Source organism: Paenibacillus sp. FSL K6-2862 (assembly GCF_038005125.1).
GTDB lineage: Bacteria > Bacillota > Bacilli > Paenibacillales > Paenibacillaceae > Paenibacillus > Paenibacillus illinoisensis_A.
On record NZ_JBBOSN010000001.1, the window covers coordinates 3,902,865 to 3,917,552 of the forward strand.

A 14,688-nucleotide genomic window follows, 5' to 3' on the forward strand; every position below is an offset into this window, starting at 1 on the left:
CACGGCCGGAAAACGTTTATGGATAGAGAACCGAACGAAGAACAGGAGGTGAAACGTCTGTTTTTGTTAACGCTTACAATTCATTCATCCTACCTTCTCTCCATTCGTCTACCCTCTTCTTGGTGTACTGCGGTACTCGCTTGGCAGCATGCCCACCTGCTCACGGAAAATCCGGCTGAAGTATTTTTCGTCCGCATACCCCGTATGTTCCGCGATCCAGACAATCGGTTTGGCCGTTTGAGTCAGATAGTCCTTCGCCTTGTCGATCCGAATTTTGCGCAGATATTCGTTAAACGAATAACCCATCATTTCCTTGAAACATTGATTGAAATAACTGCGGCTGAGGTTGACCCGTCTCGATACATCGCTGGCGAATAGCGGATTCTGCAGCTCGTCATGTACGATTTTGACAGCGGTCATGATACTGCTGCTGACCTCCTTGCGAATATACTGTCCACCCGATAAACGTAGTGCTTCTGCACGAAAGTTCGCCATCCATTCAACCACATCGTTCCATGATGCAAAATGAACAGGTGTCGTCATTTCCGTGCTGACGATGTTTTTAAACGTGCGGTTCCAGTCTTCCGTTACACCGTACAGCAACTGCATCAATCGGGGGACAGGCAATCTCATGGTTTTCAAATCATCTAAAAGTTCAACCATATAAGACTCTTCATGAACCCAGCGAAACGAATGCAACTTGTCCTTAACGCTCACATCGCTCGCTTCAACGACTGATGACTTGAACCGTTCACGTTCACAGCGCGACTCACCGAACGATTGAGTTTCTTTTCCATGCTCCCCATAAAATAACGCATCCTTTCCGGATTCCATCATGGCTTCGTCATTGAACCGTTTTCGCCTGTCCGCCTGGATACGGTCATGAATGCGACCAAGCACTTCCTCGAACCGCTCTTTCTCAAGCTGTACTTTGGCAATGTAATCGATGGCGCCCAGACGGAGTGCCTCCTGAATGTATTCAAAATCCTGATGAAGCGTCAGAACCGCAATTGGCAGATCCGGGTATAGCTTACGAGCGGTGCGGATTAACTCGATCCCTGACATGACCGGCATGGCCAGATCGGTAATCAATAGATCGACGTGGTTTTCAGATAGAAATTCAAGCGCCTTCTCTCCGTTTCCCGCTTCGCCAACGATCCTCATTTCAAATCTGTCCCAAGGCATGGCGAGCATAAGCCCTTTGCGCACGAGTTGATCGTCATCGACGATGAGTACGTCAATCATGATTTTTCCTCTCCTTCACAGTGAATAGGCAGCTCAATGACAATCCAGGTTCCTTGGCCCGGTTCGCTGGATACGTTCATACTGGCTTGGCCTTCATAATAAGACTCCAACATGCGCTTGACATAATTCATGCCAATCCCCATTCCGACCCGATGACGCTCGGCCTGTTCTTGTTCCAGCAGCGCTTTGATTTTTTCTTCGGAGATTCCCCTGCCGTTGTCTCTGATCGAAATTTCAAGCCGGTTGTTGTACCTGCTTACTTCAACTTCGATTCTTCCTTTGTCATCCAGCCCATGGTACAGCGAATTTTCAACAAGCGGCTGCAAAATAAACCTCGGCACGGGCACGTTAAGCAGCTTGTCATCGATATGAATGCCAACATCGAATTGAAAATTATAGCGAATCTGCTGCAGGATCAGATACTGCTTGAGCGAATCAATCTCCTCCCGTATGGTTGAGCTCTGTCCGCCCATGCGCAGATTGTAATACAGCAGCTTGTTCAGCGAAGTAACCAGCCGGTCGATCTCCTCCTGTCCATTCATGACGGCCAGCCAGTGCGCAGTATCGAGCGTATTCATCAGAAAATGCGGATTGATCTGGTAGAGCAGCTTTTCAATTTCCAGGTCTGCCCTGCGCTTCTCCTTTAACTCCACTTCGGAATATAACCTTGCAATGTGGGACTTCATTCGTCCAAATTGTGTCAGCAGCATTTCAAATTCAGGTATGCGCGAGTTCGCTTCGACCACGTCGAAGTTGCTGTTCAGCATCTGCTTCATTTCCCGGTGGAATTGGGACAACGGCCGATATACCATTTTCCACAACAACCAGCCGATAGCCAAGCTGACTGCGGCGAATAACACGGTTAACAGAACCATCTGCATGATCCAGCGGTTTTTCTCCTGATCATAATCTGCCTTGGACACGAGCGACACAACGCTCCATCCCTGGTTGCTGTATTGCTGGTACCAATAATAGCCCGAAGCGATTCCTGAAGTTGTAGAAGGTTCGGAGAGCTGGCCCGAAACCGGGAATTTTGCGTTCTCAGGGAAAGCGTCCCTTAACTCACTGTAAGAGATGCGTCCGTGATTATCCAAAATGAGGTGGGCCGTGTTTTTACTGACATCATCCAGATCAAGAATACTCTGTGTTAGATTAAACCCGGTTTCAACGTATACATAGGCATCCTCCCGTTCGGGCAGATCCACCTTTCGCAGCGCGGAAAGAACATATTGATCGTTGAACCTATCGTTACTGATATGAGGCCCGAAATACGTGATTCCGTAATAACTCGCCATGATCGGCAATTTCTCCGGATCGAATGAGTCCTTCACCCCCATGGTTTCAAAGAGATAAGTGTCGTCTTCACGAAAATAATACATCGATAGCCCGATATTGGGATTGGTAAACGCAATCAGGTTCAGCTGATTTTTGATCTGGTCGGTCAAATAACTGCGGTCATATGGTTGATCCGCAAGCATGAGCTGCTCCAGTTGTTTACCAATGCTTCCCTCGAAGGCGAGCTGCTGAGATACATGGTTCAGGTTGCTGAGCGTGTTTTCCAAGGAAAGAGTCACCTGTTTGAGGTTACTTTGGATTCCGGATTGCAATTTGGTCGTCAAAATGGAATGGATTGTTCGGTAGGATAGGTAGCAGGATAAGAGGAAAGGAATGAGGGCTACGGCCGCAAAAAGGAAAAGAATTCGGTTTTTGAGCGTAATCCGTTCGATACGGGATCTTCGTACATGTTCTGGTTTCATGCATTCATCTCCGCTTCCGGGTTTCGAGAAGGCCAGACATGGCGGAAGTCCCCCGTTAATATATACGAGGGACTTTCTGTCCTGCCAATATAGAAACCACGCGTTATGTTCAGTTGCCATTCAACTCTTCAAACGATGGGGTTGCTTCGATGACCCACACTTCAGCTGCGCAGCCAGACGCTCATTTCACCCGGTTCACGGTTCCCCCACAGATAATAAGGAATGGCGGTAAAACGTACCGGAATGCGAGGTTTGCGAATCGGTTGGTACAGTTGATCCTCCGGCCATGCTGACCCATCCGTAATCAGTCCGTCGCCCTCGACAACAACACATCCGCCAAGTAAATTCGGTGCTTCGCGCTCTGTTAAGTTGGCTGCTTCGGCAATGGATAATGAAGCCAGCGGGGCTCCGTTATCCGCCTCTTCCACGCAATATACAAGTGGTCCGCGCTGAATGGCTGCTTTGCCTGCATCAGCTCGAATCTGCGGATGAGCTTCTATCAAGTGCGTTTCAAGTGGCAGTAACCACTCCAATGAATCTCCTTCCATCCAAAGTCGTTGGATATGAGCATAACCATTGTTCAATGTATATGCCTGGTCTTCGCCATTCACTCGCAAAACCGGCTGCCCACTCTGGAACCAGTTCGGAATTCTGAGTGCAAGCGTGAATGCAGCACCATCGGAGCTGTCTGGAGCAAGCGAGATATTGAAGTTGATTTTTCCGTTCCAAGGTAGCTCGGATTGTTGACTCAGCTTGACTGCCCGGCCTTCGGCAGACGTGAATTCTACCGTACTGCCAATGTATAAATGAACATGAACCACATTCTCTTCTGGAGAGACATCGTAGATATAATCGTTCAGCGAGCTGAGCAATCGGGCGACGTTTGGCGGGCAGCAGGAACAGCCGAACCACTTCTGACGGACCGGTTTCACATGATGCTTGTCCGGATTGCGCAAGCTGGCCTCTGGCCATACTTCAAGCGGGTTGACATAGAAAAAGTGTTTGCCGTCCTTGGACATGCTGCCAAGTACGTTATTGTACAGCGCACGTTCCATCACGTCCGCATACTCACTCTTCGCCTCGAGACGAAGCATGCGGCGCGCCCAGAAGATCAGTCCGATGGATGCGCAAGTTTCCGCGTACACCGCGTCATTCGGCAGATCATAATCAAAAGTGAACGCCTCGCCCAAATGTGTCGCGCCGATGCCGCCTGTAATGTACATCTGTTTGCGAGTTGTATTGGCCCACAGCCGTTCGCACGCCGTTCGCAAGCTGTCATCCTTCGTCAATCGGGCGAGATCGGCCATGGCCGTATACATGTAAACGGCACGAACGGAGTGTCCAACGGCTGCTGTCTGTTCCCGTACCGGAAGATGGGATTGGTACATTTCCAAATTCGGCGAACCGTGCGACCAGATGTTTGTTCTGCCTCCCCGTTCCCATTCCTGGATGAAATAACTTGGGCTGCTGCCCCGCTCATCAATGAAATATTGGCTTAGATTTAAATAACGTTCCTCACCGGTTGCATGATATAACTTGACGAGAGCCAGTTCAATCTCCTGGTGCCCGCAGTATGCCCGTTTCTGGTTCTCTCCCGTACCGAAGAGATTATCGATCAAGTCAGCGAAACGGCATGCAATGTCCAGCAGCTTACGTTTGCCCGTTGCGTCAGCGTAGGCCACCGCAGCTTCGATCAGATGTCCGGCACAGTACAGCTCATGGGCCTCATACATATTTGTCCACTCTTTGCCCGGTTCCTTGATTGTAAAATAAGTATTGATATATCCGTCATCCCGCTGAGCCTGCCCAATGAGATCGATTGCTCCATCTGCGGTGTTCTCCAATTCGGGATCAGGATGACTCCTTAGCGAATAAGCAACCGCTTCCAACCATTTATATAAATCGCTATCCTGAAACACCCATCCGCCGAATTCTCCCTGTTCCAGACCGGCAGCAATTCGGAAATTGCGAATGGCGTAACTGGGTTCCGCCCCTTCGATACGATCATTTAATGCCTCCCATTGATAGGGTATGACTGTTTGACGTACCAGGGTGGAATAATCTTCCCAAAATGAGTCCCGGATATGAACCTGTGTTGTCTGCATCAGTAGTACCTCCTATATTAATTGACTCTTTACGAACTCAATTATATGCTTGGTATAACCGTCTTAATAGGAATGGAATGAACCATTTTCTATAAAATATGACACAAGCGAAAGGAGGCAAATATTCTGGGTGAAGACAACTTGATAGAACTTCATATGCCCCCACTCCCCTATTATTTGGGATCGGGCCTGACAGAGTATAAAAGCGGGGACCAGCATCCCCATCGCAGCAACATCGGGGCGTATGATTTGCTGATGCTTGTCCGCGGAGAGATGTACATCGGCGAAAATGGATCACAATGGACACTAACCGAGGGAGACATGCTGCTGTTGCTGCCTGATGGAGAACACTATCCGATCCGACCTTGCGATCAGGATACCGTTTTTTACTGGGTTCACTTTGAGCATGCACCAAGACGGGATGCATCAGTGGCAGAGGAAGTGAAAAACAATACATCACCTTACACAACCAGGCCATTTATTAACCCTTACACGCTGCGATTGCCTAAATACATGCATTTGACTGATTCACGTACGGTGTTCGGTATGGTAGAACAGCTGCTCACCCAGCCGTCTACACTTTCCTTTTGGCAGGAACAGCAGCTTCTCGGAGAACTGCTCGGCTTGCTTGAAGAAGAATGTTTCGGTCGAACGGATTCGGTGGCTTCCCGATTGGCTGAACGGACAGTAGCTTACCTTCAAGCTAACTATCGGGAGAAAATAACGAATGAAGCTATCGCGACCGCCCTGCACTTTCATCCGAATTATATTGTACGATGCATGAAATCGAGATACGGATGTACACCATCCGATTATCTGCAGCAGTTTCGGCTGGAGAGAGCCAAACGCCTCCTGGTCACAACCGACTGGTCCATTGACCGGGTCGCCGAGGAAGTGGGTTTCCGTTATTCCCCGTATTTTTCATCCTGCTTCAAACAGGAATTCGGCTCTTCTCCGCTGCAATTTCGCAAGCAATACTTAAAATAGAATTGAACTTCATTCCTAACAGATTAGAAAGTCTTTATGATCAATCATGGTGGCAGCGATTGTCATGAAATCTTCGGCCCCAATTTCAAAATGTCCTTTGCGGAATGTAAATCCCCAATTTCGATTTCCGGGTGTAAAGTCGAGTTCGTTTAATAGAGAGGCAATCTTTACTTCCCGACACGGAACATAACGGATATCCCGCCGGTAGGGTACAAATGATTCCGTCATCTGATATTTGTAGACTGGGCTGTCCTTCACCTGGCCAATAGCGGTAAATGCCTGGAGTGGCTTCCCTGTCGACATGTCTGTGCGCGGAGAATAGTATATCAGCCAATCACCTGGGGACATCAGACGCAGTGATACTGCCTTGCCGTGACACAACTGTGCAAATCCGCCTTCTACGGCTGTATGGACATGAGAAGCAGAAACAACGCCAATCCAATATCTGCTTGTCTGATTTGTTAAAACCGACATTAGATTTCCCCTTCTCTCTGCCCAATGCCTAATTCCATCTTCAAACGATCCAATTGCAAAAAGTGATGTCTGTAATGCATTTCGATCAATAAAAACCATTCCTGGGCGTCCAGTGCCCCAAGTCTTGGGTGAATGACTTTATCCGTTGCTGGCGATGGACGTAAAACAGCTTCCATGTCCCTCATTCCTGCGATGACTTGATGCAGCCCTTCAACCAGCTGCTCCTTGTTCTCCGGTGACTTCGGAGTGTATTGCGGTGAAGCAGGGACTTTAACACGAATGGCCGGAAATTGTTCTTGCTCGAACACGCTTTCCCCCAGCTCCGTTTTTCCCTTATTCGAATTTACCGAAGGTTCGCTGTGAACCAAACATTGATTTATATTAGGCAGGTGCATAAAGAGCGCTGATTGAATCAAATGCATATAAATCTGTCCTATGGACCATTCCTCCTCATCCGTCTTTCTATGTAATTGCTCTATATCCAGCTGTTTCAATTCAGCCAAATACCTCTCTACCGCATTTTCAAAAGATTTTAATACATGAAGTGTGTTTTTCATTCTTCCAGCAACCCCTTTTCATCTTAGATATAATCAAAGTATAAAAAAACACTACTGACAGGGGTATGTCAGTAGTGTTTTAAGATATTTTTCGCAGCTTCTTGAATTCGCAAGCGCAGAGACTCCGGCTCAATCACTTGAATATCCCCACCCCAGCCAAGCAAATGATGCAATAGTTCTTCCGTATGCCGGACACGAAAATGAAAATTCACACCGTCCACATGATCCTCTATGGCTTCGATATAGAAGTTGACTCCCTCTATAATCTTGTCTGCTATTTCAGGGTTTGCCCTGATCAGTACCCGTTCATTCCGATCATCAGACGGCCGATATTTGCTTAAGTCAAAACTATCCGGTAAAAGGAAGTGATCCTCCAATACTTGAAGTTCCGTCATACGGGACAGTCGGAAATGACGAATGTCTTGTCGCATATCGCAGTGCGCGATTAAAACCCAATGTTCATGCAAAAGGGATAATCCATACGGAGAAACCTCCCGGAGATGGCTTCGACTCCCGTCTGCCCCCGGCATTTTTTTGCGGTACATAAAACGAATCTTGTGCTTTTCCAAAATGGCGCTACGTATTTGCATAAGGTACGTTTTAACCGTCTCCCCAGTTAAGGGATCACTTCCATGAAGGAGCCGCATGGTTTCCCGAACACGAGTAGATTCATTTCGAATGGATTCTGGTAAAATAGCTTCAATTTTACGTTGAGCCGATTCGGCTTCATGTGCGTATGTATGATCCAATCTCTGTTCAATAAAATCTGCCCCCATGAGCAGGGCTACGGCTTCTTCGGCTGTAAAGCTAACCGGGGGAAGAAAGTATCCTTCCATTAGTGAGTAACCCTGACCAGGTGCTCCTATTATTGGCACCCCAGCTTCGCTTAGTGCTTGCATATCCCGATATATCGTTCGTACACTTGTCTCAAACCGGGAAGCCAGATCTTCTGCCCTTAGCGTTTTGCTGCGCTGTAAATCAAGGGTAATTGCAAGATGCCGCTCCGTTTTATTCATACTTCTATCCTCCGCTTATCCATCATCCAAACTGCATTCATTTTATCATAGTAAGATGTTCATGTTTAATTTGGAGTAATGGATCGCAGAAAATCCTCAATTTCATCCATATACCCCTTCACTGTGATGTTACGGGGTGCAAACAAACTGATCAACAATGCACGCGCCAGTGATTCGGCCGTAGAGACGGACAGCATGGAGTGCTCTGTGTTTGGTAGGAGTTTGACTCGTAATAATTCAGATGGTGATACATGTTCCCTGTAAACCCTCTCTGTTTCCTGCACGTCGACGTTTATATCCTGATCGCCGAGCATTAGCAGGACAGGTGACTCAAAATTCGAGATATCGTTTGTTGCATCGGAAGTGTAGTTCCGGCTCACGAATCTCCATCGTTCTCTGGACATGGCATCTTCTTGCCCAGCGAGGCACACATATTCTTCATAGGAACTGCCTGTGAGCAGCAGCTTCTTAATTTGGTTATTCTCTTTAACCTGTTGCTCAATCTCATTCATGGGGCGTCCTTCTTTAGCCATTTCACTCCGTGTGTTGTACTCTCCCTGCGTCAGCCAGTTGATTGCCGGAGACACCAGAATGCTGAAGGCTAGCCGTTCTTGGCCAGCCAGCTTGGGAATAACCCATCCTGCCTGACTTGCGCCCCACACGCCTATGCGACTCGCGTCGATTTCCGGTTGCTGCCTCGCCCACGCCAGCGCCTGCCGTGCTTCCTCTACCCGATCATCCATACGCTGGTCAAGCCAGCTGCCTTCCGATCCGCCGATTCCCCTCTTGTCCAGCGACAGTGAAGCATAACCAAGCCCAGCAAGCCGCTCCCACAGCGGTTTATAGCCGTCGTTGTGTGTCGCGTCGATCGGCCCGTCGCCATGAATGAATAATACTAAACCCACTTTGCCGCTGTATTTCACAGGAAACGTTAACACCCCCGTCAATTTGCCTTGGGGCGTATCTATTTGCACCGCTCGTTGGACCATGTCAAAGCTATTTTGCCGTAAAATAATTGTACCCGTCCCTCCTAACAGCAGCAGGATGATCAAGAGCATCATTCCCCATTTTTTCTTCACGTTTTTTCTACCTCCCTTCCTCGTAAAAAAGACTATCCTTCATGGATCATGTAATTCCAGTCCGGGTCGTCAAACAACCACATCATGAAGGAGCTGCGCTGTACTTCGAGCGTGCGGAATCCCATGCGCTCATACAGTCGTTTGGCTCCGAGGTTACTACCTGACACATGCAAGCTTACATATCGGACTCCCGGCCTTGCTACTGCTTCGCGAAGGGCCCATTCCAGCATCGCTCGGCCTACTCCTGTTCCCCGAAACCCTTCATGGACGGTTATATCGGCAATATACATTTCTCCACGCACCGGACGATGACTCAAACATGCCAATCGTAGAGCAAAACCGAGTGCTTTCCGCCACCCAACGTCTTGAATTCCTTTCCACAAGGGAAGCAGGTCTGTTAGTGTAGTACTCGAACGCAGCTCGCCTGACCGAGCCTTAAACTGGAGGCACAAGCTGCCGAGGATGACGTCTTCCTTCATGGCAACGATGCGCTCGCTTCTCCCCTGTTGTTCATCCAGCGAGAGACATGTTTCAAACAACATCATCATTTGTGCGTTATTCAAATTTGCACCAAATTTGCTGCAAAACCCTTGGAATAATAGTTGGCTGACCGATGCTTGCTGTCCCTCTTTCATTCGCTCCATCTGAACGACAGGATGGATGATCATCGTTTTCCGTCACCATCCACTGCATCGCTGCCATTATGTTCAATACGTGCAAACAATTCATAATATAAGCTTTCTTGGGTGAACAGTGACAGATATGACTTCTCCACAAGAATCCGTGAACGATGTAGTACGAGGCCCCTGCGGTCAGCAATGGCCTGGAATTGACTGAAGTGCTGTTCCAGGTCTTCTTCGCCATGTATTGTAAACTGGTAAGATAAGTATTCGCCAGCTGGCAAAGCGATATCGCCTTTCACGCCATGCACTTCCGTGCACAGCAATACACGGTCGTCTCCCTCATACACGTAATGAATGTCCGCTTCAAATAACTCTAGCAGCGTATCCCCCTCCTGAACCAACATCCGAGCATCCAATTCACTCTCCATGTGGGTCTCGAACCATGTAGTCAGGACAAGCTGATCACGTTGAATAACCTGAAAGGAAGTTCCATCCTGCCCGTAGTGCTCGTTCTCATCCAGCACCTTACGAATAAAGCCGCTTAACGATCGCAGCCTGTCTATTTCGGCTTCCATCTTGGAAACCGACTGTACAAGCAATTTCTGCATATCGTCCGGGGTACCTTCTTCACTCCATTCCCGGATGGCTTTTACCGGCAACCCAACTTTACGGAGTAGTAAAATATGCGCCAATCGGTAAATCTCATTCATCCCATACATACGATATTGATTGTCATCGATATACGACGGCATCAATATGCCTTTTTCCTCAAAATAACGAATTTGATGAACCGACACGCCCATCAGTTTCGCTAACTCACTGATCGTAATTTCCTTTTTCAATTGCTTACCCCCCTCTGTTACGTGGAATACGAACTAAGCATATACCTTAGGTCAGACCTAAGGTCAAGTCGTGAAAGATACAGTGAACCAAGACTGCCTCGGATAGCAAACGTTCAGATGTATCATAGAGTTGATACTCCAATATAAAAAGACCATCATAAGATGGCCCACATTACGTTTTATAGTTTTTCTACTATTTTTTCAGAATTACTCTATTCGCTTTTCGTATTTGAATAAAATCAGCTTTTGAGTAAGCTGAACCTCTTTAGTTTTTTGGTATCCGAACTTTTCATAAAAGTAATGATTACGAAAGCTTAAATGCGGTGTATATAAGGTCCATAATTTTGTATTCGGAAAATGTGATTCCACAAATTGAATTGCTGCTGTACCTACGCCCTTACTTTGATTAGAAGGAGAAATGAACACCTTATCAATGTGCATGCGCTCATCGTTGCCTCTTACATCAATCGCACCTATAATTGTTTTTTTCTCTAAAATGGTAAAGTGTTGATATTTACTAATATTTTCAGCCAATTTTTCATAGGTTTCACATGCCGGATTAGATTCAAAGTCTTCGTACTTTTCCAAATCCTCTTGAAACGCTGCTTTTTGAAGAAGAAGCAATGTTTCAATATCTTCTAAGGTTGATTTCTTAAATGTAATAGGCATCTTTTATTCTCCTCTTCCATAAGAAAGCCAGTAATTTTATCCGCTTGTCTAAAAGAGCATAGAGGTTTAATTAAGTATGAATTGTACCTAGCAGTGATCGACATACATCCAAGGCACGATAGGCGGAGCGTTCCATGTATGCCAAGATCTCGTCTAACGAAAAAACACTCATCTCCTGCCGGATATGTTCCACTGGATAGTTAAAGTCCTCCAGCGCCTGTTTCTTCAATACGAATACATTCTTCTCATCAAGTTCATCCATAATTGGTATGTACACAGCGGAATTCAGTGCTTCGTAAAGTCCCTCAGAAATAAACATCTCATTCAGCTTCGCATTGCACAATCGAAAGTCATAGTGATAGCGATCGTACAGTGTAGGCTCCTTTTTAAGTCTCTCTTCAAATCCGCTAAAGTAAGATTTCATAGCCCAAACTTCATCTGCTACCAAATGAGTTAAATAACCCAGCATGAAAGGCTCAGTAATAAGCTCCTTATATTTAGTGATGAAACGCCCATATTCCCATCGCCTGTTGACGCCATACTTGAATTGAGCCCCTAGAAAATGGGTATCTCCTTTTTCAGAGTTGGCATCTGGCGCTATCGCGCCAAGGAGCATATCACCACGCTGCTTGATAGACAGCTCCTTGCACACCAAATCTGAAATCAACAAATGCATCAACCTAGAGCCCATCTTAATCATCCCCTTGATCCATTTCAGATGTTCTTATTCCAATGATAGTACCACATATTGGGATTAACGCTCAAAAAAAACAGCCGATCCATTGATCGGCTGTCTTGATGGAGGCTTCGGTATTACTTAATCATAAATGCAGACTACTCGTTCTGTGATGGTTTCATACCCAATAATATCTTGAAGTCCATCGTAATTTGTTTCAAATCCATCCGTAAAATCTTTTCTCTGGACTCTTGTGAAGCCCCCCAAGATAACGGAGTCATCCCAAGCAAAGGTGGAATGAGGTGCTCACTGAGGCTAACTTGATATTGAATGTCTTCAACCGCTATTAAATCGAACCGTTCGTTAAAATAACGAATTGTAGGTGTATTCGAATAGACCTGTTTACCTGTTCCTTTGTAGAGGATATCTCTTATTTCTTTTAGATAATGCTGCTCTGGAACCACTTTGATCACCAAACCATCATCTGTGAGCAATCTCTGGAACTCGGAATAATTGGCTGGGGATAGAATGTTTATGATGAAATTAAATCGCTGGTTAGCTAGTGGGATGTTTGCAATGTCTGCAACACACCACATGGCATTTGAATATTCCGCTGCTGCAAGACTGATCCCCTCTTTTGAGATATCGATTCCTACAGCCAATATAGCGTAACGTTCTCTCTGATTTATTGTGGATTGTATGCTATACAAATGAGAACCTTCTCCGCAACCTGCATCCAGTAAACGTATTGGTTCTTTGCTCTTGTTTTGATTCAAGATTATTTCACTTACGGCAGCCTGCAAGGGATGAAATAATCCGCTCTGGCTAATTATTCTTCTGGTTTCGAAGGTGTGTCTATCATACTTAGATTTAATGGAGCGGGAGGATAGATTGATATATCCTTGCTTGGCAATATCGAAACAATGCTGATTCATGCAGATTAAGCTCTGCAGGTGAATCAAGTTCATCGGTTTACTGCATAACGGGCAACGAAACATCTCTTGTGAGGCCTTGATTTTCTCAATACTCATCCGCTTTTTACTTTTATTGAACACAAAAAAAGCACCCTTTCATTCGTTTTAGGTCAACGAAAAGGCACAGTCAAACAAACCCGGCTTCTTGTTTTAAAATTCCGGGGTATGTGAGCTGTACCTATCATTACCTTAAACGAATGAATTGGATGATCATATTTAAGCGCTCCTTATAATGATAACTATAAAGCACTTAAATAGTAACATGTTTCGCATGTCTGTGTACATTTACTTAAATCATAAAAAACACCACTTTGACGAGCAATAAAGCATATCTTCACCTAGTTACTGTATTGTTAGTTTCCGAAGCACGTTGTTCGAAAACACCTAATTTTGCATCGAGTTCCAGTGAGTTGCCCATACTACGTACCGAATATATATAAGGGAGAGACTCGAATGGATCTGCAGAGCGGTAAGTTATACTGGCCGACAACAATAGCTAATCCCCCCTCTTACCCTAAGTTGGAGGAGGACATATCCTGCGATGTGCTCATTATCGGCGCTGGCAGCTCCGGAGCTCAGTGTGCAAATTTCCTTTGTGACCAGGGTGTATCTGTCGTTATCGTCGACAAGAGAAAAGTTGGAGAAGGCAGTACCAGCACCAATACGGCCTTGATTCAATATGCAGGTGAGAAGAGTTTTGTATCGCTCAGTCACTCCTTTGGTGAAGAAATAGCCTCTCGTCATCTGAAGCTATGTGAACAGTCTATTAATCATATTGAGCAAGTAAGCAGCCAATTACCCATCAATCCTGATTTTATAAGACGTGATAGCCTCTATTACGCAAGCTATGAAGAGGATGTTTCCGCTTTGAATGAAGAATATGCCCTTCTACAGAAGTACGGATTTAAGGTAGATCTGTGGAATGAACAGCATATATCCGGCTCGTACCCATTCCGGAAAAAGGCAGCACTGTACTATCATGACGATGCGGAAATGAACCCCTTAAAATTCGTATATGGACTTCTTGAGAAAGTAAAATCTCAGGGAGGAAAGATCTATGAGAACACGGAGATAACAGGCAGACGATTCGAACAGGATTATGCCGTCTTCTACACTAAGGAACGTCGCGAAATCCGAGCCAAACATGTAATTATTGCAGCCGGGTATGAAGATAGCGATTTTAAAACCGAAAAGAATGCTACGCTGGCAAGCTCCTATGCCGTCATTACGAAGCCGATTAACGACTTTTCAAGCTGGTACAAACGAACATTGATCTGGGAAACTGCACGTCCATATGTGTACATGCGTACAACCCCGGACAATCGGGTTATTATCGGAGGAATGGATAAGGATACTTCCTTCGCTTTAACCCGAGATTCCAAAATTCTGGCAAGCAAGGACAAGCTCATTCAAGAGTTTAACAAGCTATTTCCGGACATTCCGGCCGAACCTGAATACTACCTGGGCGCCTTTTACGGAGGCACGCATGACGGATTGCCTGTCCTCGGCCAATACGAGACATATCCCCACTGCTATATTTTGATGGCATACGGAGATAACGGAACGGTGTATAACGGTGTCCTGGCCAAAATTGTTTCGGATCAGATTCTCACTGGATCGAGTTCGGATCTCGATATCTACCTGCAAACCAGACCGCTTATCTCCAGGTAATTCAAGATAAAAA

At 46.1% G+C, this 14,688-nt stretch carries 14 protein-coding genes; 2 read left to right on the forward strand and 12 right to left on the reverse strand.

Going from position 1 to position 14,688, the window contains the following annotated elements:
- Nucleotides 1-108: 108 nt before the first annotated feature.
- The 3 genes from MHB82_RS17530 to MHB82_RS17540 form a co-directional block, all read right to left on the reverse strand.
- Nucleotides 109-1,245, reverse strand: a complete 1,137-nt coding sequence (locus tag MHB82_RS17530) for a response regulator transcription factor (RefSeq protein WP_341175446.1) — start codon at nt 1,243-1,245, stop codon at nt 109-111.
- Nucleotides 1,242-3,002 carry a sensor histidine kinase gene (locus MHB82_RS17535; protein WP_341175447.1) on the reverse strand — a complete coding sequence of 587 codons (1,761 nt, stop codon included), beginning with the start codon at nt 3,000-3,002 and terminating at the stop codon, nt 1,242-1,244. Before MHB82_RS17535 ends, MHB82_RS17530 begins: the two co-directional genes overlap by 4 nt.
- A 161-nt stretch (nt 3,003-3,163) precedes the next feature.
- The gene (locus MHB82_RS17540; RefSeq protein WP_341175448.1) at nt 3,164-5,107 is read right to left on the reverse strand and encodes a glycoside hydrolase family 127 protein; all 1,944 of its coding nucleotides are present in this window, start codon (nt 5,105-5,107) and stop codon (nt 3,164-3,166) included.
- A 141-nt stretch (nt 5,108-5,248) separates the two neighbouring features.
- Here MHB82_RS17540 and MHB82_RS17545 point away from each other — a divergent pair, with 141 nt between their 5' ends.
- A complete protein-coding gene (locus MHB82_RS17545) occupies nt 5,249-6,094 on the forward strand; it encodes an AraC family transcriptional regulator (RefSeq protein WP_341175449.1) in 846 nt (281 codons plus the stop codon).
- A gap of 15 nt (nt 6,095-6,109) precedes the next feature.
- Here the strand turns inward: MHB82_RS17545 and MHB82_RS17550 are convergent, their stop codons facing one another.
- The 9 genes from MHB82_RS17550 to MHB82_RS17590 form a co-directional block, all read right to left on the reverse strand.
- Complete coding sequence (locus tag MHB82_RS17550; RefSeq protein ID WP_341175450.1) at nt 6,110-6,568, reverse strand: EVE domain-containing protein; 459 nt, start codon at nt 6,566-6,568, stop codon at nt 6,110-6,112.
- Complete coding sequence (locus MHB82_RS17555; protein WP_341175451.1) at nt 6,568-7,125, reverse strand: DinB family protein; 558 nt, start codon at nt 7,123-7,125, stop codon at nt 6,568-6,570. The genes MHB82_RS17550 and MHB82_RS17555 overlap by 1 nt, the downstream gene beginning before the upstream one ends.
- Before the next feature lie 68 nt (nt 7,126-7,193).
- The gene (locus MHB82_RS17560) at nt 7,194-8,141 is read right to left on the reverse strand and encodes a helix-turn-helix transcriptional regulator (protein WP_341175452.1); all 948 of its coding nucleotides are present in this window, start codon (nt 8,139-8,141) and stop codon (nt 7,194-7,196) included.
- A gap of 65 nt (nt 8,142-8,206) precedes the next feature.
- Nucleotides 8,207-9,220, reverse strand: coding sequence for an alpha/beta hydrolase family protein (locus MHB82_RS17565; RefSeq protein WP_341175453.1), 1,014 nt, complete (start codon nt 9,218-9,220; stop codon nt 8,207-8,209).
- Nucleotides 9,221-9,252: 32 nt separating this feature from the next.
- Nucleotides 9,253-9,888 (reverse strand): GNAT family N-acetyltransferase, encoded by a 636-nt coding sequence (locus tag MHB82_RS17570; protein WP_095357546.1) that lies wholly within the window; start codon nt 9,886-9,888, stop codon nt 9,253-9,255.
- Nucleotides 9,885-10,685 carry a helix-turn-helix domain-containing protein gene (locus MHB82_RS17575; RefSeq protein WP_341175454.1) on the reverse strand — a complete coding sequence of 267 codons (801 nt, stop codon included), beginning with the start codon at nt 10,683-10,685 and terminating at the stop codon, nt 9,885-9,887. The genes MHB82_RS17570 and MHB82_RS17575 overlap by 4 nt, the downstream gene beginning before the upstream one ends.
- A gap of 207 nt (nt 10,686-10,892) precedes the next feature.
- Nucleotides 10,893-11,354, reverse strand: coding sequence for a GNAT family N-acetyltransferase (locus tag MHB82_RS17580; RefSeq protein WP_341175455.1), 462 nt, complete (start codon nt 11,352-11,354; stop codon nt 10,893-10,895).
- A gap of 70 nt (nt 11,355-11,424) precedes the next feature.
- On the reverse strand, nt 11,425-12,045 hold the full coding sequence (locus MHB82_RS17585) for a hypothetical protein (protein ID WP_341175456.1): 621 nt from the start codon (nt 12,043-12,045) through the stop codon (nt 11,425-11,427).
- A gap of 143 nt (nt 12,046-12,188) precedes the next feature.
- Complete coding sequence (locus MHB82_RS17590; protein ID WP_341175457.1) at nt 12,189-13,061, reverse strand: putative RNA methyltransferase; 873 nt, start codon at nt 13,059-13,061, stop codon at nt 12,189-12,191.
- Nucleotides 13,062-13,457: 396 nt separating this feature from the next.
- Here MHB82_RS17590 and MHB82_RS17595 point away from each other — a divergent pair, with 396 nt between their 5' ends.
- The gene (locus MHB82_RS17595; RefSeq protein ID WP_095357542.1) at nt 13,458-14,675 is read left to right on the forward strand and encodes an NAD(P)/FAD-dependent oxidoreductase; all 1,218 of its coding nucleotides are present in this window, start codon (nt 13,458-13,460) and stop codon (nt 14,673-14,675) included.
- Nucleotides 14,676-14,688 lie beyond the last annotated feature (13 nt).